22 protein-coding genes are annotated in these 26,975 nt (G+C 52.0%); 9 read left to right on the forward strand and 13 right to left on the reverse strand.

Annotated elements, in window-relative coordinates:
- Positions 1–47: 47 nt before the first annotated feature.
- A complete protein-coding gene (locus G3M78_07150; protein QPJ65176.1) occupies positions 48–773 on the forward strand; it encodes a DUF502 domain-containing protein in 726 nt (241 codons plus the stop codon).
- Here G3M78_07150 and G3M78_07155 read toward each other — a convergent pair.
- The 10 genes from G3M78_07155 to G3M78_07200 form a co-directional block, all read right to left on the reverse strand.
- Positions 770–1,441, reverse strand: coding sequence for a hypothetical protein (locus tag G3M78_07155; GenBank protein ID QPJ65177.1), 672 nt, complete (start codon positions 1,439–1,441; stop codon positions 770–772). The genes G3M78_07150 and G3M78_07155 overlap by 4 nt on opposite strands.
- On the reverse strand, positions 1,428–1,868 hold the full coding sequence (fliJ, locus tag G3M78_07160) for a flagellar export protein FliJ (protein ID QPJ65178.1): 441 nt from the start codon (positions 1,866–1,868) through the stop codon (positions 1,428–1,430). Before fliJ ends, G3M78_07155 begins: the two co-directional genes overlap by 14 nt.
- On the reverse strand, positions 1,865–3,193 hold the full coding sequence (locus G3M78_07165; GenBank protein ID QPJ66796.1) for a FliI/YscN family ATPase: 1,329 nt from the start codon (positions 3,191–3,193) through the stop codon (positions 1,865–1,867). The genes fliJ and G3M78_07165 overlap by 4 nt, the downstream gene beginning before the upstream one ends.
- 7 nt (positions 3,194–3,200) lie before the next feature.
- Positions 3,201–4,286, reverse strand: coding sequence for a hypothetical protein (locus G3M78_07170; protein ID QPJ65179.1), 1,086 nt, complete (start codon positions 4,284–4,286; stop codon positions 3,201–3,203).
- Positions 4,279–5,286, reverse strand: coding sequence for a flagellar motor switch protein FliG (gene fliG, locus G3M78_07175; protein ID QPJ65180.1), 1,008 nt, complete (start codon positions 5,284–5,286; stop codon positions 4,279–4,281). The genes G3M78_07170 and fliG overlap by 8 nt, the downstream gene beginning before the upstream one ends.
- A gap of 49 nt (positions 5,287–5,335) precedes the next feature.
- Positions 5,336–6,916, reverse strand: coding sequence for a flagellar M-ring protein FliF (fliF, locus tag G3M78_07180; GenBank protein QPJ65181.1), 1,581 nt, complete (start codon positions 6,914–6,916; stop codon positions 5,336–5,338).
- Positions 6,917–6,950: 34 nt separating this feature from the next.
- On the reverse strand, positions 6,951–7,388 hold the full coding sequence (gene flgC / locus G3M78_07185) for a flagellar basal body rod protein FlgC (protein QPJ65182.1): 438 nt from the start codon (positions 7,386–7,388) through the stop codon (positions 6,951–6,953).
- Between the two features lie 148 nt (positions 7,389–7,536).
- Entirely contained in the window at positions 7,537–8,895 is a 1,359-nt protein-coding gene (locus G3M78_07190) for a sigma-54-dependent Fis family transcriptional regulator (protein ID QPJ65183.1), read from the reverse strand.
- Positions 8,885–10,171, reverse strand: a complete 1,287-nt coding sequence (locus tag G3M78_07195) for a PAS domain-containing protein (GenBank protein QPJ65184.1) — start codon at positions 10,169–10,171, stop codon at positions 8,885–8,887. Before G3M78_07195 ends, G3M78_07190 begins: the two co-directional genes overlap by 11 nt.
- Before the next feature lie 37 nt (positions 10,172–10,208).
- A complete protein-coding gene (locus G3M78_07200; GenBank protein QPJ65185.1) occupies positions 10,209–12,812 on the reverse strand; it encodes a tetratricopeptide repeat protein in 2,604 nt (867 codons plus the stop codon).
- Positions 12,813–12,961: 149 nt separating this feature from the next.
- Here G3M78_07200 and G3M78_07205 point away from each other — a divergent pair, with 149 nt between their 5' ends.
- Complete coding sequence (locus G3M78_07205; GenBank protein QPJ65186.1) at positions 12,962–14,068, forward strand: sensor domain-containing diguanylate cyclase; 1,107 nt, start codon at positions 12,962–12,964, stop codon at positions 14,066–14,068.
- Positions 14,040–14,900 (forward strand): HDOD domain-containing protein, encoded by an 861-nt coding sequence (locus G3M78_07210; protein ID QPJ65187.1) that lies wholly within the window; start codon positions 14,040–14,042, stop codon positions 14,898–14,900. Before G3M78_07205 ends, G3M78_07210 begins: the two co-directional genes overlap by 29 nt.
- A 2-nt stretch (positions 14,901–14,902) precedes the next feature.
- Here the strand turns inward: G3M78_07210 and G3M78_07215 are convergent, their stop codons facing one another.
- Together G3M78_07215 and G3M78_07220 are read right to left on the reverse strand one after the other, a co-directional pair.
- Positions 14,903–15,880: an HD-GYP domain-containing protein gene (locus G3M78_07215; GenBank protein QPJ65188.1), complete on the reverse strand. Its 978-nt coding sequence runs from the start codon at positions 15,878–15,880 to the stop codon at positions 14,903–14,905.
- A gap of 109 nt (positions 15,881–15,989) precedes the next feature.
- Positions 15,990–17,735: a M20/M25/M40 family metallo-hydrolase gene (locus G3M78_07220; GenBank protein ID QPJ66797.1), complete on the reverse strand. Its 1,746-nt coding sequence runs from the start codon at positions 17,733–17,735 to the stop codon at positions 15,990–15,992.
- Positions 17,736–17,975: 240 nt separating this feature from the next.
- Here G3M78_07220 and G3M78_07225 point away from each other — a divergent pair, with 240 nt between their 5' ends.
- From G3M78_07225 to G3M78_07235, 3 genes are read left to right on the forward strand one after another with little or no spacing between them, the layout of a single operon-like run.
- The gene (locus tag G3M78_07225; protein ID QPJ65189.1) at positions 17,976–18,248 is read left to right on the forward strand and encodes a hypothetical protein; all 273 of its coding nucleotides are present in this window, start codon (positions 17,976–17,978) and stop codon (positions 18,246–18,248) included.
- Positions 18,249–18,268: 20 nt separating this feature from the next.
- Positions 18,269–19,027 carry a glycosyltransferase family 2 protein gene (locus tag G3M78_07230; protein ID QPJ65190.1) on the forward strand — a complete coding sequence of 253 codons (759 nt, stop codon included), beginning with the start codon at positions 18,269–18,271 and terminating at the stop codon, positions 19,025–19,027.
- On the forward strand, positions 18,967–20,505 hold the full coding sequence (locus G3M78_07235) for a glycosyltransferase family 39 protein (protein QPJ65191.1): 1,539 nt from the start codon (positions 18,967–18,969) through the stop codon (positions 20,503–20,505). Before G3M78_07230 ends, G3M78_07235 begins: the two co-directional genes overlap by 61 nt.
- An 11-nt stretch (positions 20,506–20,516) precedes the next feature.
- On the opposite strand, the gene G3M78_07240 is transcribed toward G3M78_07235, so the two are convergent.
- Positions 20,517–22,265, reverse strand: coding sequence for a glycosyltransferase family 39 protein (locus tag G3M78_07240; protein QPJ65192.1), 1,749 nt, complete (start codon positions 22,263–22,265; stop codon positions 20,517–20,519).
- 144 nt (positions 22,266–22,409) lie between these two features.
- Between G3M78_07240 and G3M78_07245 the strand changes: the two genes are divergently transcribed.
- The 3 genes from G3M78_07245 to G3M78_07255 are packed head-to-tail and all read left to right on the forward strand — an operon-like array spanning position 22,410 to position 26,961.
- Positions 22,410–24,788, forward strand: a complete 2,379-nt coding sequence (locus G3M78_07245; GenBank protein ID QPJ65193.1) for a phospholipid carrier-dependent glycosyltransferase — start codon at positions 22,410–22,412, stop codon at positions 24,786–24,788.
- Positions 24,785–25,921, forward strand: coding sequence for a glycosyltransferase family 4 protein (locus G3M78_07250; GenBank protein QPJ65194.1), 1,137 nt, complete (start codon positions 24,785–24,787; stop codon positions 25,919–25,921). The genes G3M78_07245 and G3M78_07250 overlap by 4 nt, the downstream gene beginning before the upstream one ends.
- Positions 25,918–26,961 (forward strand): glycosyltransferase family 9 protein, encoded by a 1,044-nt coding sequence (locus tag G3M78_07255; GenBank protein QPJ65195.1) that lies wholly within the window; start codon positions 25,918–25,920, stop codon positions 26,959–26,961. The genes G3M78_07250 and G3M78_07255 overlap by 4 nt, the downstream gene beginning before the upstream one ends.
- The last annotated feature ends 14 nt before the right edge of the window (positions 26,962–26,975 follow it).

Consider the following 26,975-nt stretch of genomic DNA (forward strand, 5'->3'; position numbering starts at 1 on the left):
CGTTTCCTCTCTGTAAAGTTTGCGCCAGTAAGGGGCGACGCAATTTCATGAAATCAATCAAGAGCGCCATCAAGAAAAACATGATCGCGGGTTTGCTCATCACGGTTCCCGCCGCGTTGACTTATATCATCCTGCGTTTCATTGTGAACAATGTGGATCAGGCGATGGCGCCTGTCATCGACAAATTCATTGGGCTGTCCAACTGGAGTTATCTGGAAGAAAATTCCATTCCAGGGACGGGGCTGTTAATCATCTTTCTGTTTATTTTGCTGGTGGGTTTGCTGGTCACCAATTTTCTGGGCCGCAAGCTGGTGGAGATTGGCGAGAATCTGCTGAATAAAATTCCATTCGTCAGGGCCATTTACACCAGCATCAAGAAAGTCATTCACACGATCTCGCAAACGGAGACGCCTTCATTTGAGCGGATGGTGTTGTTGACCTATCCGCGAGTACCCTTGAAAACTCTGGGCATCGTGTGTTGCGATGCGCGCGGGGAGATTGTTCAGAACACGCGCGACAAGATGGTGAACGTGTTTGTGCCGACCTCTCCCAATCCCACCACAGGATACTTGTTGATCGTTCCCATCGAGGATGTGGATATGTTGACGATGACGGTGGAAGACGGTCTTAAAATGATCATCTCGTTTGGAATGGTGACTATCGCAGAAGGCGCGCCGGGCGCTGTGACGGTCGATAGAAAAGAATTTCAGGAAATGGCGGAGCAGGCGCAAGTTGCGAACAAGGATGCGTCGGATGGGGATCGTTCCGCTTAAGGCGCCGTTTTGTCCTTCACCTCTCCCTTGCCGACCATGCGCTCGCTGATCGCTTTGGCTATTTTCACGTTGAGCTGGCTGAGCACCTGCCCCGCGATCTGAGCTTTCATTCCCGTGATGATCTGAATGGCGAGTTCTTCGTCGACGGCTTCCAGAATGTTGGCCGCTTCCTCAGGCTTCATGCTGGAATAAACCTTGATCAAAGATTCGATGTTCTGAGCAACCTGCTCGTTTTTGATTCCGATCTGACGTTCGCTCTTGGCAAGGGCCAGATTGATTTCGCGCAGTTCCTGCCGCACTTTTTGTTCGAGCGCTTGCAGTTGTTGTTCTTTGACCTTCAATTCTTCTTCTTTTTTCTTAAGCTCTCGATTTTTTTTCTCGATCATTTCGATCATGCGAAAGGTTTCGGGACTGATGACGGCTTTGTGTTCTGGCAGTTTGACCTCGATCTCTTCCTCCTTATCAAAGTCTCCGCGGCGTTGACGCAATGCGTGTTCCAGTCCTGAAGTTTTGCCTTTCGGCGATTCGGCTTCTTCCGCCTTCTCCTGAGCCTGCGCGCTCGATCCTTGAATGAACGAGGCGGTGAAAGTCAGATCGGCGGCGATCCAGCATAAAATCGCAAGAGAGAAGAGCGTCGTGAATTTTAGTTTCGATTTAGAATTCGTCATGTCTGCGCCATAGGTTGGTGGCCATTTCGTCCATTTCCTTGATCTCGCGTTTTTGCTGTTTCGCTCGAAATTTTTTTAATTGGGCGCTCTTGAGTATCTCCAGAGTCTTGCGTTTCCTCATGGCCTCGACCAGACGTTCCCGCGTTTTTTCCATACGCTCTGAAACTTCGGAAATGATTTGAGTCTGCCGGGCGTTCTGGATTTTTACGCCCTGAAAAAAATTATCATAAATCGCCAGGGTATTGGCGGTTACTGTTCCTGAAATTTTTTGGTTGCGCGATTCTCCGCGTTCTTTGGCGACGGTGGTCATGAAGTTTTGTCGCTGTTTCTGGTTCTGCAGATGATGATTGATCTTGCCCATCTCGCGCAGGACCAAGTCTTCCTTATTCTTATTCAGTTTTAACAAGGCTTCAAGTTTGAATTTCATTTCACATCCGCGATGATGGCGTTGAGTTGATTGACGCTGTCTTCAAAGGAACAGGTCTCCATGATGCCTTGCCGCAAGTATTGATTGATAGCGTCCATTTTGGAAATGGCGACGTCGATTTTTGGATTGGCGCCTTTGGTGTATGCTCCGATATTGATCAAATCTTCCGCCTCTTTGTAGGTGGCGACAAGGTCTTTCAACTTCATCGACCGTTCATGGTGTTCTTTGGTAACAACTTCGATCATCAAACGGCTGACGCTTTGCAAAACGTCGATCGCCGGGAAATGGTTGTGCGCCGCTAAATCCCTGCTCAGCGCAATGTGGCCGTCGAGAATGGCGCGCACTGCGTCGGAAATCGGTTCGTTCAGATCGTCGCCTTCCACCAGCACTGTATACAGTCCGGTGATGGAGCCCTCGGCGGCGCTGGTGCCGGCTCGTTCGAGCAAACGCGAAAGGGTCGAAAATACAGACGGGGTGTAGCCGCGCGTCGCCGGCGGTTCGCCGATGGACAGACCGATCTCGCGTTGCGCCTGAGCGAAGCGAGTGACGGAATCCATCATCAGCATGACATTGTTGCCCTGGTCTCGAAAAAATTCTGCGACCGTGGTGGCCGTCAAGGCGCCCCGCAATCTCGACAGAGGCGATTCGTCCGAGGTAGCGACGATCACGACGGATCGTTTCAATCCTTCTTCCCCCAGATTTTCGTCGATGAATTCCCGAACCTCTCGACCACGCTCTCCAACCAGCGCGATGACGTTGACGTCGGCGTTGGTGTTGCGGGCGATCATTCCCAGTAAAACCGATTTGCCGACGCCGGTCCCGGCCATGATGCCGACGCGTTGACCGCGCGCGCAACTGAGCAGACCATTGATGGAGCGCACGCCCAGGTCGAGCGGTTCGCGGACGCGCCGCCGTTCCATCGGGTTGATCGGTTGTCCCATGAGCGGGTAATAGGTTCCCATCGGAATGGGGCCTTTGCCGTCCAGCGGCTGGCCTTGTGAATTGATGATGCGACCGATCAAAGCCTCGGTGACGTTCAGGGAAGGGTAGTTGTCTTTGGATTCGATAACGCTTCCCGGTTCGATGCCGAACATGTCGCCAAGCGGCATCAACAAGGTTCGGTTGTCGCGGAAACCGACGACTTGCGCTTCTACCGAAGGGCGTCCGCCGCCGGGTTTCACGGTGCAGAGACTTCCCACGGGAGCGGCGGGGCCGTTGCCTTCCATAACGAGGCCGATGATGCGATTGACGCGACCGCTCTTGTTGATGAAGTCCGAACGTTCAATATAGGACCGGTATTTTTTCAGATTGATGGTTTTTTCCATGGTCGCGTTACTTGCTTTCAGGGTCGTCGAAGGATTCATCTTCAGGAAGCTCTTCAAGGTCTTCCAGATCATCCAGCGCGTCGTTCTCGGTTGTAGCTTGTTCAGGAAGTTCTTCAAGGTCTTCCAGGTCATCCAGCCGGTTGTCTTCAGCCGTAGCTTCTTCAGGAGAGGCTGGGGTCGCTGTTTCTTCGGCAGGCGCATCTTCCGCGCTGTCCTCGTTATTCACTTCGGCGTGTGAGATCTCGTCGGCCTTTGTAGCGGCGGAGGTATCTTCTTCAGGAATGTCCGGCAAGCTTTCTGTCGTTCCTTCCGTGAATTCTGCCGGAGTCAGGTTGAGGATGCGATTGATCTGGTCGTCGAGTTTGTTCAACTGCGCGTCGATCACGCCAAAATTGCTTTGTATCACGCATCCACCGCGTTGCACGCCGGGGTGCGCTTCGATAGCGATATTTTTAATATCGTTAAACATAGAGTGAAGCTCGGGGCGAAAACTTTCAGCGTATCCCTTGTCTTCAGGATGAATTTTGATCGTTAGATTTTCCCGGTCGAGAACCGACTGAATAGCCAGTTCGATCATCGACTGCACGCTGTCCTCGCGCGTCGCCAGTTCAAAGCGGATGATGCGTTTGACGAGTTCGATCACCATTTCCATCATCTCGCGTTCCAGCTTGTCATACATCTTTGAGCGGAAAACGCTGAGTTGAGCGATGCTGTCTTGCAGGGAAACCAGGAAAGGATCAAAATCCTGTTTGGCGGCGACTTCGGCTTGCTTGAGTCCGTCGAGAAATCCTTCGTCGAAGCCTTCTTTATAGGCCTTTGATTTGATATCACCAACTTGGGACTTGGCCTTGTTGATGGCGTCTTCGATCAGTTCCTTGACGCCGACCTTGGCGCGCTTGATGTTGGAGTCGTCGAAGTTTCTCGCCGTTTCCGATTCGTAGGCGAACTCGCGGTTGCGGCGTTTGCCTTCTGCGACCAGATCGGTGAACTTGAAGGTCCGGTCCTCGACAGGCTCCATATCAACGGGGATGTCGCCGCTTTCGATGTCCTCCCGTGTGAGAGAACTTTTAATGAACTGGCTTCGATTAGACAAGAGCGTCTGCGCCTCCGCCGATCACGATTTTGCCTTCCTCTTCGAGCTTTTTACAAATCGCGATGACTTTTTGCTGGGCCTTTTCAACGTCGCTGATTTTTGTCGGCCCGAGGGATTCAAGATCTTCTTTCAGCATCAAGGCGGCGCGTTCGGACATGTTTGAGAATAATTTTTCCTTCAAGTCGTCGCTGGCGGTTTTCAGAGAAATGAGCAGGTCTTCCTGATTCACTTCTTTCATGACCAGCTGAACGCCCTGGTCGTCGATTTTGAGAATGTCTTCGTAAGTGAAGCGCAGGTTGCGAATTTCGTTTGCGAGATCGGGGTCGACTTCATCCATGGAAGTGAGGATCGAGGTTTCCGTGGTGCGGTCGAGCGAACCCATGACATGCGCGGCGGCTTCAATGCCTCCCAGTTTGCTGCCGGAAACGGCGCCGGAGGCGCGGAATTCGTTTTGCAGGGCTTCGTCGAGTTCGCGGATCACGCCGGGAGCAACGCGTTCGAGCGTCGCCATGCGTCGGATGATTTCCATGCGTTCTTCTTCAGCCAGTTCGCGGATCACCAGACTGGCGACGGGCGCGTCCAGATGCGCCATGATGATCGCCGCGGTTTGCGGATGTTCGTTGGCCAGAAATGCGGCGATGACTCTCGGTTCGAGCATGCGTACGGTTTCCAGTCCGCCGCCCATTTCTTCGCCAGGGGATGTGATGTTGTTCAGAATTTCGGTGGCCTTGTTGGGGTCCATGGCTTTCATGAGGGTGCTTTTCAGAAAGTCCATGCCCGGAATGCCCAGCCCGCCGGTGCCCGCTTCCACCATATCGTGAAATTCGCGGGTGACGAGATCCATCGTGGTGGTGTCGATATCGCCCAGCGCAGAGATGTAGTTTCCCAGCGTCTGGATTTCCCGGTCGTCGAGCGCCGAAAGCACGATGGCGGCGTTTTCTTCTCCAAGAGACATTAATAGGGCGGCGGCTTTTTCTGGCCCTGTCAGCTTTCTGGCCATTAGTTCCTCTCCTGTTTCGAGTGATGGTTGCGTGGTTTCATTAGATTGATCATGCCTTTTCCTTCATCCATTTACGAATGATGCCTGCGGTGAATTTTGGATCGGCGGCGACGAATTCTCCCACGGTTTCTCTCAGGCGGGCGGTTTCGTTTGCCAGTTGGCCGATGCGTTTTTTCTCTTCATCCAGGGCGACCATTTCGTGATCGGTCAATTCTTGTTGCTCGGGAACCACCTCGACCGTCGTCGTTAACCAGTCCACCAGAGGGCGGACAATTCGCGTGAAGAACAATATTATAAATATAGCGCCAAGGAGATATTTTGCAACTTGCAGACCGAGGTCGATCTGGCCTTCGCGCTCCAGTCGCTGTTGCTCATCCTGAAGCAGACTGCGGTCGAACTGGATGTTTTCCACCTTGATCTGATCGCCTCGGTCGGGGTTGTAACCGACTGCGGATTGGACGATTTCGAGGTATTTGCTCATTTCTTCCTGAGGGCGAGGCTGATATTCCAGCGGGTCGCCTGCCATCACGCCGTCGATGAGGACCGCGACGGAGAGACTGTCAATTTCGCCGGTGGGCTTGGTGACGTGGCGAACAACTTTGTTGATTTCAAAATTCTGCGTGAGATTGGATTTGTCGCGTTTGGCGGCCTGTCCTGCGGCGCCATCTCCGCCTTCGCCTCCGGGCACCAGAGTCTGCACTCCGGGAATGCCCCCTGGAGGTACGGCGCCGAGGGTCGCTTCGGTGACGGTTTGTTGACTGCGGACGACCTGAGAATCGGGATCGTAGATTTCTTCGGTGCGAACCACTTTCTCAAAATCCAGCGTCGCGGCGACGCGGGCGATGACTTTGCCTTTGCCAAGCGCTTCTTCGAGCATGTTCAGGATCTTTTTCTCCATCTCCTTTTCGACGCGCTGTTTGTGCTGGTAGTTGGAAGCGGTCATCATGGCCCCTTCGGTGGCTTCGCTGTCGCCTGAAAGGAGATTTCCCTTGAGGTCGACGACCACAACGTCGGCGGCGTTGATGCCTTCAACGCTGGCGGAAACGAGGTGGACGATGCCTTGTATCTGGCCTTTGCTCAGATTCTGACCGGGTTTGATTTTCAGTGTGACGGAGGCCTTGCCTTTTGGCTTGTCGCGGATGAACAAGGTTTCTTTGGGAATCACGAGGTGAACCCGGGCCTGTTCTACGGCGTCCAGCGTTCGAATGGTTCGAGCCAGTTCGCCTTGCAGGGCGCGCTGGTAATTCAATTTCTGAATGAACTCCGTCATCCCGAGAGCGGATTTGTCGAAGACTTCGAGTCCGACGTCGGTTCCTTCCGGCAAGCCTTCGCTGGCCATTTGCAGGCGAAGCTCATAAACCGCATCGCTGGGAACGCGAATGGTTTTTCCCTGATTGGCAAGCTCGTAAGGCGTTTGGGACGTTTTCAATTTGTCGACGATGGCGGCGGCGTCGTTCTCGGACAAATTGGCGTAAAGCAGTTGCATGTCCGGAGTGCGCGCCCAGAAAGACATGACGACCAGCGAGCCGATGGCGGCGGCGACCAGCGTCAGGGCCATGACCTTTTTGCCTTGCGACAGTTCGTTGAAGCGTTCCGAAAGGTTGGTGAAAAATTCGTTCAGGGAGTCCATATCGTCTCTTTTCAGGTGACGGGTTTAAGTTAAATTATCTTCCAAGATCGATGGCGCGTATCGCCATGGATTTCGCCGCATTGATCGCGGTGACATTGGCTTCAAAGGAGCGCGTGGCGCTGATCATGTCCACCATTTCAGTCATCAGATCAACGTTGGGCATCGCGACGTAGCCCGATTCGTTGGCGTCGGGATGGTCGGGATCAAAAACCAGTTTGGGTTCGGATTGATCTTCGACGATGTCGGTGACGAGGGCCTGCCGTACGTTTTCACCCATCTCGTTTTTCAAGGTCAAGCCGAATTCATCTTCGATGGGCATGGCGGTGATGGCGACGTCTTTTCGGCGGTAAGGCCCGCCTTCGGCGGTTCGGGTCGTTTCAATATTGGCCAGATTGCTTGAAATGGTTTCCATGCGCTTGCGTTGGGCGCTCAAGCCGGAGGAGCTGATTCGCATTGAGTTTAAAAAATCCATCGTTTGAAGCCTCTGTTGAGTTAACAAATGCGTTTTTTTTGACGCAATTCAATATTACAGGAATAAAAGCAAATACTATGCCAAACAGAGGGAGTTCTGGCGTTGGGGGGAGATTTTGAAAGAAAATTTGGAGGAACGCGCCTGACGCTCAGCTATTCTGGTATTCGGTCAGTTTATTACGCAGGGTGCGTATGCTGATGCCCAGACGCTCGGCGGCCTGGGTTTTGTTGCCGTTGGTTTCTTCAAGCGTTTTTAAAATAAGGGCTTTCTCCATCTCGTGGATGGTGCCCTGAAAGCCGGATTCGGCGAATGTGGCGCTTCCGTTGGCGTCTTCATCCTCGTCAAAAAACAGGTGGCCGGGGAGCAGTGTTTCGCCCTGACACATGAGCGCGGCGCGTTCGATGATGTTGCCAAATTCGCGAACATTGCCCGGCCAAGTGTAATTTTTGAGCAGGGCCAGGGTGTCGGGGTGAATGGAAGCGATTTTTTTGCTGATCTCCTTGCAGTGGCTGTCGAGAAAGTGCTGGGCCAGCGTCGGGATGTCTTCCTTGCGTTCGCGCAGGGGCGGCAGTTTGATGGGGATGACGTTGAGCCGGTAATACAAATCTTCGCGAAACTCGTTTTTCTTGATGCGCGATTTCACGTCGGCGTTGGTGGTCGCGATCACGCGCACATCGACGGGGATCGGGCGTTTGCCGCCGACCTTGTCGACTTCATGTTCCTGAAGCACGCGCAAGAGTTTGGCTTGCAGGGGCAGGCTCATTTCGGTCACTTCATCGAGGAGCAGAGTGCCGTTGTGCGCGAGTTCAAACTTGCCTTCCTTGCGTTGCGACGCGCCGGTGAAGGCGCCTTTCTCGTGTCCGAACAGTTCGGTTTCGAGCAGGTTTTCAGGCAGAGCGGCGCAGTTGATAGCGAGAAAGGGTTGAGATGCGCGCGGACTGCGCTGATGGATGAAACGGGAAAATAATTCCTTGCCGGTACCGGTTTCTCCGCTGATGAGAACGGTTGATTTGCTGTAGGCGATATGTTCGGCGAAGGTCAGCAGTTCCTGCATTTTTTTATTCTGGGTGATGATGGCCCGTTCGCCCGATCCGGCGATGCGCGGATTGTCGACAGAGGGCGTCGTGACGCCGGATGTTTTCAAAGCCCGGTGTACGGCGGAGACCAGCACGTCGGCCTGAAAGGGTTTGATGAGAAAATCGAAGGCTCCGGCTTTCATGGCGTCGACGGCGTTGTCGATGATTTCGAAGGCGGTCATCATGACGACCTGAGTCTGCGGCCATTGGGTCTTGATGGAGCGCAGGAGTTCGAGTCCGCTCATGCCCGGCATTTTGACGTCGGTGACGACCAGATCGTAGGCGTCGCTTTCCAGTCGCTCCAGCGCTTCGGCGCCGTTTTTCGCCGATTGGGTCTGATAGTTTTCGCGTTTGAGCGTGGTTTCGAGGGCGATGCGCATGTCCTCTTCGTCGTCCACCACGAGAATTTTTTTGTCGTTGTTATTGGTCATCGAGTTCCGCGTCCCAGCAGGGGATTTTTACGATGAAGGTGGAGCCTGGTCCTTCCGTCGCTTCCAGATCGATCGCGCCCTGGTGAGCTTTCACGATATTGTGGCAGATGGAAAGCCCCAGTCCGGTGCCCTTGTCTTTGGTGGTGAAAAATGGATTGAATATATTGTCGCGTTTTTCCGCAGGGATGCCCATACCGTCGTCGGCGATGCTGATCCTGACGAAGCGTCGCCCGGAGGGGTCGGCTTGCGCGTCGGAGCTTGCCGGGGCGTCGATGCAGGTTTCAACGCTCAGCGTTCCGCCGTCGGGCATGGCCTGAATCGCGTTGCGCAAGAGGTTGACGAAGACTTGTTTGAGCAGGGCGTCGTCGCCATTGGCGAGGATTTTTGCCGTCGCGAGTTTTTTGTGGACGCTTATGTTTTCGGGGATCATCAGTTCGCTGGAGTTTTCCAGCAGGCCATCGATCAATTCATCGACATCGCATTTTTGTCTCGACGGTTGCGCCGATTGCGCGAATAGGAGAACGCTGGAGATGATGCGGTCCATGTTCTTGACGCCTGATGAGATGCGTTCCGCCAGCGCGCGTTTTTCGTCGTCTTCCTTGAGATCCTGCTTGAGCAGGGAGGCGAACAATTCGATGCTGGCCAGCGGGTTGCGGATTTCATGCGCGATGCCCGCCGCCATTTCGCCGGTGGCGCGTAAACGCTGGTTGCGCTGGGCTTCTTCTTCGAGGCGGCGCAAGTGCGTGATGTCTTGCAGGATCAATACGGTGCCGATGGATTCTTCATTGGGCGTTTTGACGGGGGAGGCGGAAATCCTGAGCCAGCAGGCCTTGCGTTTTCCGATCTCGATTTCCCTGTCGATAGAGAGCGATGCGCCGGGCATCTGCGCCGAACGGGAGATGATATTTTCAAACAGATCGGTGTCGAAGGCGGCCTTGAGGCTTTTGCCCATGCAATGCTCTGCGCTGAGGGAGAAAATTGTCTCCGCCGTGCGGTTGAATGTGGTGATGATTCCGTTTGCGTCGACAACGACGACTCCGGTGGTCAGACTCTCCAGAATATTGTGCAGGTAATTCTTGACCTCTTCCTTCTCCTGAAGGTTCTGTTCCAGCTCTTCATTTTTCCGGGCGAGTTCGAGGTCGAGGACCTTGATCCGCGCTTCCAGATTGTCGTAAGAACTCTGCAGTTGCTGGGTGGCTTCGTTAAACGCGGCGAAAGCCCGGTTGAGCACTTCGACTTCTTTTTTGTCAAATTCTTTCAGTGGAGAGTCTTCCATAACGGGTTCGCAATTCATTCCGGTTCATTGTACGGGATTAGAGCTGGTCTTTGATCTTTTTTTCCCAGTCGAGCACTTGCATGCGCGTTTTTGCGGCCTGTTTCATCAGGTCATCGAAACCCTCTCCCGTCGCCAGGGAAGCCAGTTGCGAGAGGGCTTTTTCGCCGTCGTTGGTTTCTTTGTAAATCTCGGCGCGTAACATTTCAGCCCATTCTCTCAAAGGATGTTTGGGGTAGAGTTGTATTGCGGTTTCCAGAGTTTTGAGCGCCTGGGGGTAATCGCGTTGCTGGTAATTCAGGATTCCAAGTTTGTAGTAAGACTCCTGAATGTATTCCGGGATCGCGTTGACCATGGTTTTGTCGAAATTGGCGATGGCGTTGCCGTACTCTTGAATGGAAGAGGGGAAATCCTTCTGGATTTCGTGGATTTGCGCCATGCGGTAGAAGGTGCGGGAAATATCCGCGCCGTCTTTGCCGAGCAGGGTTTTGTAGTTGCCCAGCGCTTCATCGTATTTATTCTGTTTCTGATTGGCCTCTGCGAGCAGTTCGATCGCCGCTGGAACGCGCACGCTTCTCGGGTATTTGGTTAAAAAGCCCTGAGCGACCATTTCCGCTTCGTCAAAATTATCGTTGGTCAGGTGAATCCGTCCCAGATTGAGAAAGATACGGTCGGCAAAGGTTTCGCGCGAGTCCATGCGCTTGACCTGTTCGTAGAATTTCAAGGCTTCCTGAAACATGCCGATGTTCTGATAGGCCTCGCCAATTTGTATGAGGGTCCGTAAATTCTGGAGCTTGCCGAGAGACAGACCGGTGAAATCGCTGTATGCGTACAAGATGGGCAGGTATCCCTTTTCGCGTGTGTACACGTCGACCAGTTGAATCAAGGTCTGACGGATGTATTTTTTAGCTTCCTGATAATATTTTGAACTGGCGCCCAGGGGTAACAGTTTCTTGAAGGTTTCGATGGCGTTGAGGAAATTTTGTTCGCGCAGGTAAGCGATGCCTTTGCTCAATGTGACTTCCGCCAGAATGTCGACGCTCTTTGCGTTTTTTTCAATTTGCTCATAGGTTTTGAAGGGATTGAAATAAGGGTCGACCTTGAAAACAATATCCTGCACGGGCAGACCGGGGTTTTTCACGCCGATGTCCGCCATGCGAATGGTTCCGTATTGAGAGTCCGGTTTCCCCGGATTGCGCTTGGAGGATTCGTCGAACACGGACAAGGCGTCCATCTCTTTGCCTTCGAGAAGATAGGAGTCGCCAATCCGGTTGATGGCCTGATGCGCTATCGGGAGCGTGGGATTGAGATTGACCAGATCGAAATAATGCTTGCGCGCCGCGGGGAACTCTCTGCGCGCATAATAAATTTCGGCCATGTTGTAATCGATCTCCGGGCGTTCCGCCAAAACATCGGGCCAACGTTTGGTGGCTTCTTCGTAGACCTTGATGGCCTGATCGTAATCCTTGATTTGATAAAAATGATCGGCGATATCAAACAGGGCGACTTTGGCGTTGGGGTCTTTGGGCGCTTTTTTCAGCAGTTTCTGAAAGGCTTCGTAAGCCTCCTTGTATTGACCGACCTTCATCAACATGGAGGCGAGGCCGCCTTCTCTGGCTTCGTTGTAAAGGCTCCTTGAATTTCTCTTGATGCCTTCGTTGTAAAGCGTCCGCGCTTCCAGCACATAGTTCATGCGGTCGTAAATGAAAGCCAGTTTGTGCAGAGCGTGATCGAAGAAGCGCGACTTTGGAAAACGCCTGACGGCTTGTTTGTAGGCTTCCAAAGCGTGTTCGTAGATCGGGTTTTCTTCGGTCGTGAAGACGGCGTTGAATTCAGCCTCGGCATTGAGATAGTAAATATGATCGAGGTATTTGCTTTCGGGATGATCCTTGATGAATTGAGTGAACAGCTTGCCCGAGCCTTTGTAGTCCCTCAGTTGAAACAGGGTCAGAGCTTTCTGATAGTCTTCCCAGCCGTCTTTGTCTTTGCTGGTTTCGTGTTGTTCGACGATATTTTTGATTTGTTGCTGATTGATGCCTGGAATGAAGGGGGCGTCTTTTTTCTCTGGTTCTGGCGTTGTCTGTGTTTTGGTTTGGGCTTCTTTTGGAGCTTGTTTTGCTTTAGAGCTTTTACGAGTCGATATTTTACCCAGTTCGGTTGTGCGACCTTCCAGATCGAGCACGACCTGAGGCGGGTCCATATTCAGATGGTGAAAAAAACGGGTGTTTGCGTTTTGTAATTTTAAAGAAAGACGAACGACATCTCCTAAGTTCTCGACTGATATTTGTTCGAGATTTTTATCCACGAAACGGCGAGAATGGAGGTCCGGTCCGGCGGCGACGTTGGGGAATTCCAGGACAATCAGCTTCTTCAGGAAATCAGCTTTTACCTGATAAGTCGTCGGTTTGCTGAGATCTACCAGAATTCGGGTGTATTCGGGGTGCGGCCCGATGCGCAGTCGCTTGATGGTGGAATCGGGCGCGAAAAGTCCGCCAATCTCCTGCGCGTTGACAGAAGAGGCCGAGAGGCCGAGGGCCAGGATCAGGGCGATTCGAACAAATGTTTGTAGTTTTGTATTCAGCATCGGAATTTTGTCGCAATTAGTCTTGCCAAAGTACAAAGCAAAATATATGCCGCGGCTCATAGCCTTGTCATTTCGGGCTTACTTTTATAGGGTTATTGCCTTATTATAAAGGAATGAGGGGCCAGAGCGCTGATATTTCTTTAATGTCTATCTTATTCTTGTCAAAATTTTGACCGCCCAGATTCCTGGGATTTGAGTTTAGAGTTCTTATGAATCCAAACGATAAAGAGCATCTCAAGCACAGTGAGTTGATCATGGTGCGATCTCTGCTCAAGCGCCAAAACTCGATGCTGGGCAAATCCATGGAGCATTTGGATCGTCTGATCTATCTGCAAAAAAGCATGAGTTTGTTGAGCTGCGATGAAATCAACCGGGTTTTGATCTCCAAACTGCCCTACATTCTATCCGTCAACTATTTCAGCCTTTTTCTATACGACAAGAGCAGACGGTATTTGCAAACCGAATGCCACAACCATCCGGGCATGGACAAGATGGTGCAAATTCACTATAGCGAGTCGGAAATCATGCGAGACGCGATCACGAGCGGCTCTTATGTTCTGGAGCATGATTTCTTAAAATGTAAGTATTTTACGGGCAAGACCAATCCACTTTTTAAAAGCCCGTTTTTTGTTTCGATTCCTTTAATGATCGAAAATGAAATCATTGGCGCCCTGAACCTGAACGATAGCGAGAATGATTTTTTTAATGTGAACGATCTGGATTTTGCCCTGAACATCTCCGAGTTTATCGCCCTGTCTCTGAGCAACGCCAAGCTCTATGAGAAAACGCAAATCGATGCGGTGACGGACGGTTTGACGGGTTTGACCAACCGGCAACAAATGGCGGTACTTCTGGACAAGGAAATGGAGCGTTGTTTGCGTTACAGTTCCACCCTGTCCGTCATCATGCTCGATGTGGACTATTTCAAGAAGGTGAATGACACTTACGGGCATCAGGTGGGGGACGATGTGTTGATGGTCTTGTCGGACATGTTGAAGCGGGTGTGCCGCTCCAACGACGTCGCCGCTCGCTACGGCGGCGAAGAGTTCCTGATGGCTTTGCCGGAGACGCCAGAAAAGGGCGCCCTGCAGATCGCAGAGCGGATTCGAAGCGAGATGGAGCGTTATGAGTTTCAGGCGGGGGAATTGAAGTTCCAGGTCACGATCAGTTGCGGCGTGGCCAGTTTTGACTCTAAGGATTTGAACAGCGTTGACGCTCTGATCAAAGTTGCCGACTCGGCTCTGTATCGGGCGAAGGAAAGCGGTAGAAACCGGATCGTTTTGGGAAATGCGGGAGAAGACCTTGGCTCTGCTTGAACAATTCAAATCGCAGGATTCCCTGCCGTCTCTGCCCACGCAGATCATCCGAATTCTCGAAGAGACGAGTCGTAGTTCGTCGATGGATTACAACATCATTGAGTTGATCCAATACGATCCATCGATGGCGATGCGCGTATTGAAACTTGCGAATTCCCCTCTCTATGGCTATTCGGGAGAGATCGGTTCACTGCAACAGGCGGCGGGTCTTCTTGGCCCGGACGCCTTGAAAAATATTATTTTGACGACTCCCATTCTGGAGCGTTACTACGATGCGGAGCGAGCGGCGCTGGACCTCGATTTTCCCGTTTTTTGGTTGCACATGCAATTGAAGGCGGCGATTGCTGGACGGATCGCGCGATTGCGGGGACAAATGGAAGTCGACGTTTGCTTCACGGCGGGGCTGATTCACGAAACCGGCAAGCTGGCGCTGGCGATTCGCGCTCCGGCTCTGATGAAAAAAATCATGACTCACGCGAAGGATCACAATTTGTTTCTGACGCAGGCTGGAGTGAGCGTTGCGGAATTTTCACATCTGGATATCGCGGTTCATCTCGCTGAAGCAGGGCGCTTGCCCAAACGTTTGTCGCAGTCGCTGGCGGTTTGCGATTATGACGCGAACGCGGATTTTGCCAGCGCGATCGGCGCGGTGGTGAGGCTGGCGAATTACTATGCGTGGCGTCTGGGGTACCCGGATGGCATCGAAGTCAAGGGGCCGGACAAGCCTTTGACAGCTATTGCAGCGTTGGAAATTTCAGAGCAAAACTTCGATTCCTGGGAGGAGCCGTTGCGGGTGTTAGCCGCTGAAACGGTCGAGTTTCTGGACTACTGAGCTTACAGGTCGGGTCCCATGTGTTTGATAAACAGATGCATGAGTTTGGGGTCGAAATCTCCCGCCATTTGTTTGGTCATGAGAGCGAGGGTGTCAAACGGCCTCATGGCTTTCTTGTAGGATCGCCGCGTCGTCAGGGCGTCGTAAACGTCCATGATCTTGCAGATGCGCGCGTAGAGGGAAATCTCATCGCCTTTCATCCCTTGTGGATAACCGCCGCCGACGAATTTTTCGTGATGCTGTCCGGCCATTCTCACGACTTTCCCGCTGTAGCAATCCATTTCCTTTAAAATTTCCATCCCCAACGGTGCATGGACTTTCATCGCTTCGAATTCTTCGTCGCTGAGTTTGCCGTTTTTATTGATGATGTTGGTGTCGATTTTGGTTTTGCCAACGTCGTGCAACATCCCTCCAAGGCCCAGGGCGCGAATTTCGTCGCGCGGCATCTTGGTTTTTACCGCGAAGGTCATGCAGTACAGGCCAACGTTGACGCTGTGCGTGTGGGTGTAATAATCCTTGCTGGTGATGGCGGCGATTCCCTTGAATCCAAACCCGGCGGTGGACATGCATTCCTCCATCATGCCCATGACCTCTCCCGATGACTCAAGGATTTTATCCGAGGCGTGGAATTCAAAAAATTCCTGCATGACGTTCTTTGAAACTTCGTAAATCTTTTCCGTTTTCTTGTTGAGGGGAACGCCGGGATTGCTGACCAGAGTTTTGAGAGATTGTGTTGCGTGCTGGTAATATTTGAACAGGTCTTCTTCCTGAATATAAAGCTCCATGTCGGAGTCGCCTTGCTCCAGCATGCGCTTGACCTTGTCTTGATGTTGCGGGGCGCTGGAGGCGAAGAGCATGAATTTCTCTTTGCCGAATTCACTAGTGCGATAAAAAATATCAAAAGGTTCGCTTCCGCCGTCTACCAGAAACTCAATGTTGATTTCTCTATATCGACTGTCTTTTTTGGCTTCTGAACTCACAGCTACTCTTTAGCAAAGCGGGTGGAAATTAATATTAACTCTGAAATGCCATCTAATGGATAACAGTATCAGTTGCGCTTTTTTTGCGCAACCAATTCATACAGGATTTTCAGAATTTTTTCAGTTGGTGCATGAAATACACGATGGAGCGCGCGCAACCCAGAAGGTCAACCATGGACATGCTTTCATTGGGTTCGTGCATGCGCGACTCCGGGTCGTAAGCGCCCAAACATAAAGGCGGAGCGTCGCCCAGGGCGTCCATGAGCTTGGGCACGAAGGGAATGCTCCCGCCGCATCCATAAAGGCAGGCGGCTTGTCCAAATCCGCGTTCCAGAGAATCCATCATCATGCCGAATATGGGGTGAGCGATTCCTGTTCTCCAGGGAGAAGCTCCCTTGTCTTCCTCGATTTTTAAATGAAATCCGGGAAGGGTTTGCGTTGTCAAAAATTCCTTGAGCTGTGCCTGGGCGGTGGCGGATTCGTTTCCCGGAGCCAGCCGGATTTCCACGATGGCTTTAGCTTCCGGTTTTGAAAACAGGCTCGCGGAGCCTTCCAATGAAACGTTGAGGGATTGCGTCGTTAAAGAAATTTGTTTGGCGTCGTCGCCAATCGCGTTGACAAACTCGGCGCTTGGAGCGCCGTCGTCCTGGATCATCGCGTCAATCCATCGCGCGACTTGAAGTTCTGCGATGGGAAACGGCCCGCCGGTGACGCCGGAATGCGGGTCTTTGTCGGCGGCGACGGCTTGCAGGTCAAAAACGATGCGGTCGGGTTCCGACGCTGTTTCATTGAGAATGATTTCGAGATTATAGCGATTGCGCGCGGTGAGAAAGGCGAGCAGTTTCTCGCGAAACCCGCTTGAATTGACAGGCCCCGAAAAGGTCAGTCGCGCTCCGGCTCTGCCAAAAATAACGCTTCCCGAAACGCGGTGGCCCGGGCGCGCATTGACGAAAGAGGTTCTGAGCTGGGCTTTCAAAATGGACTGGATCGTGCTCTCGACCGTTAATGCCGCCTGGGGGATGAGCCCGGCGGCTCCGCGCAAGTCTTCCACTGTGGTGGGAATGCGGCCCAGGCCATCCATCTCTTCGTCGGTGACGGGGGCGTCGGCCCTGGCGATGGCTTCCACTGCGAGCGAATGATCCTCGCGAATCAGGCGGGCGAGGAGTTTGTACAGCGCCGTTTGAGCGTCCAATCCCGAGTTGGAGTTTGTTTGAGTCATTTCAACATTCATCTGGATGATGCCGCGTAGCGACGCGGTCAGGCCGGGGACTCCGGTGGCGGGATTCACGACGTCGGTGATGATGACGCAATCGATATCCTTGAAAAAATCCCGGTTCTGTTCGATCTGAGCGGCCAGGGAGTGCGAGCCGCATTCCTCTTCGGTTTCGTAGATCACCTTGATATTACAGGGGAGCGCGTCCCAGGCCGCGTCCATCGGCGGGCGAAGTTGGTGCGCGCGCAAGGCGGCGTCCACGCTGAGGCCGATACAGACCACGCCGCTCAAGTCATCCGCCGCGCCGCGCCCATAAGCGCGGGTTTTATCTTCGTTCCAGCGCAGCGTGGTGGGCGCAACGCCCTCCCATCGTTTGAAGGCGCCGTCGTCCATATAGGGTTGCTTGTCCAGATGCGCGTAAAACAGGATTGTGGGTTTTTCCGGCGACACAGGGATCTCCGCCATCAACAAGGGGTTGGGGAGCGTTTGACCCGGTTCCGGCTGGTTGACGCGGACCTGCGGAAAGCCGATTTCTTTGAGATATGAGGAGGCGCATTGCAGAATTTCTTTCATGTCGCTGGGCGTTTCGCGATCGCCGGGAAATTCATTCACGCCGAAACTTCGGCTGTCGATGCCGACCATTGTTTCGAGATAGCGCAGGTGGCGTTCCACCAGATCGGTTCCCGGTTGAATTTCAGAGCAAGGGTCGGGATGGTTTGTTTCGGTCGCGTTCAATGCAATCTCCGTCGCTGAGAATGGAAAATTCCAGCGCTATGCTGGCTTTACTTGTCCCAAGGGTTGATATAGTATAAACAGGTTTTAAAACAATAATGAAATCGTTTTTTATATTTATTTTACGGTTCTCAACTTCCGCGGGCGTTCATGTTCACCAGGGTTCTCAATGGCATTCGGTTGCTTCAAATATTCAGGGAACGGGCCAATTGGAAGTTGATCCGCCGATCGCGCAAACACCTTCGCGACTTTATCCTGTTTCGTAGCGGGGTACGCCGAGCGAGTTTGCTCAGCGCGCTATGGCACTGGTTTTACATGCTGAAAGGGCTGGAGGTTTTAGTCTGGCGGCTGGAGACTTTTGGCATTCTGTTTCTTCCCGGCGCGACGCCCCAGGACAAAGAACGGCTCAATCAGAACCTCTGAATTTAATCTTCCCCTCCATTATGGAAGTTTCTCCTTATTTATCGGTCGTCATTCCTGCGTATAACGAAGCCGTTCGTCTTCGCAAAACACTGCCCTTGGTTAGAGAATTCTTTCAGGCTCAGGAATTTACATGGGAGCTGGTGTTGGTTGATGACGGTAGCGTCGATGGCACGGCTGATATCCTTGGCGAATTTTTTGAACCGCATGAGGCGCGGGCCGTTTCCCTTCCCGCCAATCGGGGCAAGGGTTATGCCGTGAGAACGGGAGTCTTGGAGTCGAAAGGGAAACTTGTGTTGATCTCCGATGCGGACCTTTCAACGCCCTTGAAGGAATTTGCCACCTTGCAATCCTGTCTTGAAGAGGGCTTCGACGTGGCTATCGGTTCGCGCTCTCTGGCCAATTCGAATATTGTAGTGAGGCAGGCTTGGTATCGCGAAGGAATGGGCCGGTTCTTTAATTTTCTGGTGCAGACAATCGCTCTCAAAGGTTTCATTGATACGCAGTGCGGTTTCAAATGTTTTGAACGTGAAAAATTACTATCCGTTATTCAGTCCATGCGAATAGACGGTTTCAGCTTCGATGTGGAGTTATTGTATATCGCTATGAAAAAAGGGTTCTCGGTGAAAGAGGTTGCGGTGGAGTGGCGCCATATGGAAGCTTCCAGAGTGCGGATCTGGATCGATCCGGCGCGGATGATTCTGGATCTGTTTAAAATTCGTTGCAACGACTTGCTGGGCCGATACGGCTCGCGGCAACGGCGGGAGACCTCTACGTTATGATGGCTTTGTTGAACGACCGTAAGTTTCAGCTTATTTTTCTCGTTTATTCGATGATCCTGTTGTTCTGGGGGCGCCAGCTGGATGGGGGGCTGACCAATTTCGACGACGCGTTTTACGCGCAAAAAGCCACGGAAATTTTTAGCTCAAAAAGTCTGTGGCTGGTGACCTATCATGGCAACCCTTCTTTTGAAAACCCTCCTCTGATTTTCTGGATGATGGCGCTGGGCTATAAGATGTTTGGCGTGTCGACCTACGCGGCTATATTTTTTCCAGCATTGTTGGGATTGGGAACGGTTTTAACGACTTATGCGTTCGCGCGCAACTTATATGGCGACTGGGTGGCGTTTTTCTCGGCAATCGTTCTTATTTTCCCGGGGATGTTTCTTGATGGCGCGCGCCGGGCTATGTTGGACGTCCCGCTTGCTTTTTTTGTCACGGCGGCCTTGTTCGCCTTCTGGAAGGCGCGTTCGAATCCAAAGTATTTTTTATTGTATGGCTTGTTCACCGCCTTCGGCGTGTGGACCAAAAGTGTACTTGGGTTTTTCCCCCTGGTCATCGGTTTTGTTTATTTGTTATGTGGTGGAGGCTGGCGCGGACTACTCAATAAAGGTTTTTGGGCGGGCGCAGTGGTCGGCGTTTCTGCCGGATCGATCTGGTATATCGTCAATTGGTTGGAGTATGGCGACTATTTTTATCAGAGCCATTTTGGTCGTCCGCATATGACCTTGTTTGGAGCCAGTTTTGGAACCGGAGGCGATATTCTATTTTTTCTTGGATACATCAGGGATTTCTGGAAAACCCATTGGCCCTGGTTTCCTTTAGCGGTGGCGGGACTTTATGTATTTGGACGGAAGGCGTGGAAGGAAAAGGATGAAAAGGCTCTGCTGTTGTTTTTATGGCCGGTCGTTGTGTTCGCGATCATGAGCTTGAGCGCGAATCAGACCTTGCGTTATCTATTCATGATTTTTCCGCCTCTTGCGATTGTGACGGCTAAGTTTATTGGAGACTGGGCGACTCCTGTGTGGCGGGATCGTCTGGTTTGCATCGGGATGGGTTCTGTGATGGCGGGAGCTATTGTCATCAATTCGACTCCCGCAGAAATCAAGGTGACCTTGAAACCCAGTAGCGTTGAGGTACGGCTTTTATCCCGAATCATCAATCTGAACGTTGACCCGGGCGGTATGCTGTATTCCTACAAATTATCGAAGTGGAATCCCCGTCATGCGGTTGTGTTTTATACGGATCGTTATTTTGAATACCCTATCAGCGATCCTGAAGAATTATTTGAGACCATTAAAAAGAATCCCCGGTCGACCTGGTTGACGGCGACCTTTCGCTGGAAAGAACTGGATGCGGCCTATCCGGGGAAGTTTTATTTGATTCAGGCGGAGAAAACATACGCTTATTTCACGTCGATGGAAAATCGTAAGAACGTGATTTATGATTTTTCTGCCAGGGAAGTCACCGCGGTGCGTTGACCACATCTCAGCTATTTGAGGCCGAGCAGGAAATAGGTTTCAAGCAAATTGTCTTTCTGGGAAAGAATTCCCTCTTGCCAGATGGCTTTGATCAAAGGCCCCTTTTTTCCTCCTTTTTTCCAGCCGGTATCTCGCGCGATGATTTTCAAGGGGAGCGATTGGAAATGCGTGTTCCAGTCTTCTTCCCGAAGGACAACGAAGCCAGGTTGTGGGGATGCGGCGACGTTTACAATTTCTTGAACGTCTTCAACGTTGATTGCCATCTGCCCGGTCATGATTCCGAGACGAGCGCGGTGGCTCCCCAGTTGATAAGCGGTGATTTTTTCATCGCCATTTCCCTGTGCGCGGATGATCTCTGAAAAATGTTTCATGGGATAACGGTCGAGGAAGGGGTGCGCGGCGCCGTTGAGCAGGCCCAGGAAAATGATTTGCAGGAAGGCGAGCGAAAGAACCAGCCGAAAACGTTCTCCTTTACGGTGCATGCGCCACAGGACGAGCGAGCCAAGTCCGAGGCAGAGCGGCATGAATATCACGGATAGAGGGACTTCAAAAAGAGGCTGGATCGTCCAAAGCGCGACGCCGCCGGCAAACGCCAGGATCATGTAAATCCCGAGCGTCGCAACGAAGGGGTATTTGAAGTAAGCGTTGGATATTTGTTTGCTGTCGGCAAGTTGGCAGAGAAAATAGCCGGTGATCATCGCCAGCGCAGGAGACAGAGGCAGGAGATAGCGGCTGTGTTCAATGCGAAACAGAGTGAAGATCAGCGTCGGCGCGACAACCCATGCCAGGCAAAACAACAGGGATTTGTTGGAGTCTTCCAGCAAGCCGCCCGCCCGGTTTTTGATCCGCAGAAATAAAGAATCTTTCAGCGTTGATGGGTCGGTCTCCGTTTGCGGCGTGAACCAGAAGATCAGCGCGGCGAGCGTGAACAGAGACCAGGGAAGGTGGTAGCGAAACAGCACGCCAAAATAATAAAAGCTGAAGGGCAGGTCGTGCATGACCCGATCCCTGATTTCAGCGCCGAGAATATGGTCGCTGAATTCGTCGCCGTGAAGCAGAAACATCGTGGTAAACCAGGGTAGATTCATGGCGATGACCAGCGTCAGGCCCTGAAAGATGCGCAAGGGTTTCAGTAAAGAGGCGTCCCGTCGCAAAGCAAAAAAAGTCGCCAGCGTGGCGGCGGGAATCAGCAATGCGGGCGGCCCTTTCGTCATGAAGCCGAGGCCGATAAAAATATAGAAGCCGTAAATCCATCCCGCATGTATTTTTTCCGTATCGACGGCTCTGATGAAACAGTACAGAGAGGTCAGGATGAACAAGGCTACCGTCATGTCGGTGATGGCCCAACGCGAAATCTGGGCGTGCAGGTACAGACCGGGTAATATGGATGCGCTGATGAAGGCAGTGCGGCTGTCAAATAATCGCCTTGCCAGCAAAAATGTCACGAAGACACAGAGCGCGCCGGACAAGGCGGAAACCAGACGCGCCGAGGCGTGATCGGCGCCAAACAATTTATAACTTGCGGCGACCAGCCAGTAGTAAAGGATGGGTTTGGCGAAACGTTTTTTCTCGTGGTAAACCGGCGTGATATAATCGCCGCTTGCCGTCATGTTTTTCACCGACTCGACGTAAAAATTTTCGTCGGTATGGTAAGGAGGAACCGCGTCGATGCTATAACTGAAGGCGAATAACGAGATAAGCGCAAGAGTCGCCGCCAGCAAGAGTTCTGATGTTCTGGATGCGGGTGAGCTGTGTTGCATTGTCACGATGTGGAGATGAACAGGGCGCCTGCCGTTTCAGGAAAGAGTACCTGAACGCATTATACACGGATCAATTGCAAGCTATACTAAATCCTTATAAGCTCTGGCGGAGATATTTCAGATCTCCCCTTCCAGCCAAAAATAATGAATAAATTGTGGAATCAAAAACCAGCTTTCTTCTTTTTAACCGCGATCATTCTCTGGATGTTCCTTGGAAATATTGTCTGGGCCTTGCTGGATCGTATGCCGCCCCCCTGGGATGCGAGCGCTCACATGCACATTGCCTTCAAGTATTGGGAGGCCTTGCGTTCAGACTCGGCGAGCTGGTTTTACGACATTTTGAGCGTGGAGCCGTTTTACCCGCCGCTGTATCACCTGAGTCTGGTTCCGTTCATATGGGCGATGGATTTCAATACAGACGGAGCGGTCCTGCTAAATTCCCTGTGTTTGATGGCGACGATCCTTTCGGTATATGGCATTGGTAAAGAATTGTTCGATTGGCGGGCCGGACTTTGGTCGGCTCTCATCGTAGCGTGCTATCCCTTTCTTATGTTTGCCGCGCGATTGGCTTTGATCGAATCAATGCTGGTTGCGGCGGTCTCGGTTTCCTATTATTGCTTCATTCGATCTGAATATTTTGAAGATCGACGCTGGACCTTTGTGTTCAGTTTGTCGATTGCCCTAGGAATGATGGTTAAATGGACCTTCATGTTCTTTCTTTTTCCTGCAATGGTTTTCGGGTTATTTGGTGGTAAATCGTTCTCCTTCAAGCATTTGACCGCGCAGGCTTTGTTTTATCTTGGAATGTTAATAGGGGTCTTGGTTCTTCCTTTTCTTATTTATATATTGGAAACGGGTCGTTGGATAGCTCTGACAGTTGAATTGTTTTTGATCATTGCCCTGATTGCAGGGCTCTCTCGCGTCTCCATTTCGGTCGACAAAGCATTCAATTTGCTCGTGATGGTCGGCTCTGGATTGATGATTTGTTTTCCCTGGTACGCGCATACGCTATTCAGCTTATCGAAAGGGTCTATCAAATCCAATTTGTCTGGGTTAAAGGAAGGCGATCCGACAACGGGGCTGGATCAGTGGCTTTATTATCTGAAGATATTCAAAATTGAGCTGGGCATTCCGTTGATGGTTCTGTTTTTTGTCGCTCTCGCCGTAATGCTGTGGCGGCGTAAAGTTCCGTGGATTCTTCTGGTATGGATGGCGGTTCCTTATGTGATTTTGTCCATGTTGACGAATAAAGATCCGCGTTACATCATGCCGATCTTGCCTGGAATGGCTTTAGTAACAGGGGTGTTTTTAACAAGTTTGCGAGGGCTGAAATTTTATCGCCCAATCCGCGCCGGTGTACTCTCTGTTTGTCTGGTAATTTTTTTCGCATGCAGTTTTATACCCTGGAATGAATGGACCTTGTCTCGACCCTGGGTGAATTCCACGATCATGTTTTTGGGGTATTGGTATCCTCCGTCGGATCAAGACTGGCGTATTAAACAAACGTTGGAAGATATTCTAAGGGAGAGCAATCCTGCTCCAGGCGATGCCCTGATCGTTCGGACCCTGACCAATCATCGATCCTATCAAAGAGGCATCTTCCGCAATTACAGCGAAGCGAACGATCTTCCAATTCAGATGAAGAGCGTCAAACGCAACCTGGGTGAATTCACAGACTTTTTCATTACGAAGGAACTCAACGTTGGGCCGTCTTTCTCGAATGAAGATATCAATCCCAAGCGGGTAAGATTGACCAGCGATCCGGCCCTCGTCAATACCTTCGAGATATTTCGAGAATACCCACTGCCGGATAAGTCAAACGGATTAGTCTTGAAGAAGAATGTGAAACCGGCGACAACGCTCGATGGCGCTCTGGATATGGAAAGAGTGGCAGAGAAACTGAAGAAGGCGTTGGTGGATTATCCGCTCTATGGATTCAAAAAAGCCCGCAACCTGCAAATCGAAATTGTTCCGACGAATGATCCTGCGGACGCGGCTTTGGGTCGCTACGCGTCGATCACCGCCCGCGCCGATTTTCTGGAAATCAACAAGGTTCCGGTTCGAGAATTTGAGGTTGTCTTGTCTCAAGTTCAGATCAATCTGTATGATTTATTGCTGAATAATAATTTGATATTTTTTGAACTCAAGCGCATCAGGCCGCGTATGACGATCGAGTTCAAAGACCTCAATGCGCTGGCGGATAAGGCGATGAAGGGCAAGGGGAAAGCGACTCTTCAAGGGAAAGACGGCAAATTGGTATTGAATGCGTCTTACCCGGCGGGCGGCATGCAATTGAACGCTGAGGCGATCATCAGTCTTGCTCTTGATCCGATGTCGCGCCTGACCCCCAGACTGGATCGTTTGGCCGTGGGGCCTGCGGTGATTCCAAGGGCGTTTTACCGCCGCGATACCGATCAGGAAGTCGCGCTGACGCCGACGGGCGGTTGGCCGATTTACACGGATATAGCAACCTTGCAGGTCCATTCTGACCGTTTGGAAATCAATGGGAAACAATTCAATTGAAAATTTCATTTTTGTGTTTTGATCTTTCAGACAACTCTTTGGGCCGCGCGGCTCTGCTTGCGAAGGCGGCATCGAAGGATCACGAAGTTGAATTGATCGGGCCGATCAAGGCGTCCGGTTTGTGGGAGCCCATGAAGGATCTGGACCTGCCAATCAAATCTTTTCCCTGGGGCCGCTTTCCTTCTTTTGCAGGAACCATGAAAAAAATGGCCGCCGCCGTTGAAGGCGATGTGATGGTCGCCTGTAAATTGCGCATGGCCAGTTATGGCGTTGGCTTGATGGCGCGCAAAATAAATGGAAAACCTTTGCTGGTGGATATCGACGACTGGGAACTGGGTTTTTTTCTGCGCGCCAATTTTTGGGGACGGCTGGGGAGAATGCTGAACTGGTCCAATCCCAACGGCATGCCCAGCGCATGGCTGATGGAGCGCTGGGTTGCGCGCGCCGACGGCGTGTTTGTGAGCAATCGCTTTTTGCAGAAGCGCTTCGGCGGGGATATGATTTATCATTGTCGCGACACGGAAATTTTGGATCCGGATCGGTTTGATTCCAATGCGATCAAGAGGCGATTGGGCCTGGAAGGATTCAAGACCATCATGTTCCTGGGAACTCCGCGCGCGCACAAGGGCGTCGAGGATTTGATTCAATGCATGCGTTTTGTGGAGGACCCGAAGGCGCGTCTGGTGATCGTCGGCGCGGGTTCCGAACTGGAAGAAATTCTGGAGCGTTACCCTGAAGTGAAAGATCGTGTCAAGGTGTTTCCGCGCATCCCATTCTCCGAGTTGCCGGACTATCTGTCGGCGGGAGATATCGCGGCGATTCCCCAGCGCCATACCAGCGATACGGTCGGGCAAATGCCCGCAAAAATTTTTGATGCGATGGCGATGGCGAAGCCCATCGTCTCGACGCGCGTTTCCGATATCCCCGACGTCCTGGGCGGCTTTGGGTATTTAGTCGAGCCGGGCAATGTGAGGGGCCTTGCCGAGGCCTTGAATTATATAATCAGTCACCCTGAAGAAGCGCGGCAAATGGGAGCCAATGCGCGTCGTCGGTGCCAGGAGAATTTTGATATTCGTATTCTCAGGGAACAGTTGATGGAATGTGTGGGCAAGGCAGGGGGGAAGATAAGATGACGCAACTTTTGAAAGATCGTATTCCCAAAAATGCGAAAATACTTCTCATTAAATTACGCTCGATTGGCGACGTGGTCTACAACACCTCCGTCTACGGTCCGCTCAAGCAATGTTTCCCGGACTCTGAATTGACGGTGCTGGTGGAACCGGCTTCCTACGATCTGGTGCGCTCGCACCCGGCGGTGGACGTCGCCCTGTGTTTTCGCAAGGGATCTTTTCTCGAACAGGCGCGATTCTATTTCAATTTATTCGCCCATCGCTACGACGTGGCCATCGACATGCACGAAGGCACGCGCGGCGCGGTGATGTGCTTCGTCAGCCAGGCGCGCTATCGTGTGGGACATCGTTTCGCCAAACGCTCGTTTCTCTATAATGAAACATTACAATTTGAAGATTTGGCGCCGCGTTTTCCGATTGAGTATCAGGCGGCGCTGGTCAATAAAATGGGTGTGGCGATCGACGCGCCCCGACCGGAAATTCATCTCGATGATTCGGTCGAATCAGCGGCGAGGGAGCGTCTACGCGCCCTGGGCATCGCTGATGACGAAGACTTTTGCATCGTGCATTGCGGCACACGGAAGGTTTACGACCAGTGGCAGTACAAAAAATTCGCCGAATTATGTCAGGAATTTCATTCACAGTTGGGCGTGAAGGCAGTGTTGACTTGCGGGCCGGGTGAAGAAGCGCAGGCCCGTCAGGTCCTCGATCATGCGCAAGGGACGCCGTTTTTTGTCGCGGGATTGCAGGAGCTGGGCTGGATCAGCCGGCGCGCCCGGTTTGCCGTTTGCCATAACGGCGGTTACATGCATTTCGCCTCGGCATTGGGAACTCCGGTCATCGCCTTGTTCGGCGTGGTCAATCCCCGGATTTGGAAACCGCTTGGGGAACGCGATATCGTCTTGTACAAGGAAATCGAATGCAGTCCCTGCAATTCAAAGACGCGCAAGCCGGAATGTTACGACGGCGACGCCGAATGCAAACGCAATATTGAAACTGAAGACGTGTTGAACGCGGCGCGTCGCATCTTGTCTCCCGCCTGAACGTATTCCTTGAG

This window comes from Candidatus Nitrohelix vancouverensis, assembly GCA_015698305.1.
Lineage (GTDB): Bacteria > Nitrospinota > Nitrospinia > Nitrospinales > VA-1 > Nitrohelix > Nitrohelix vancouverensis.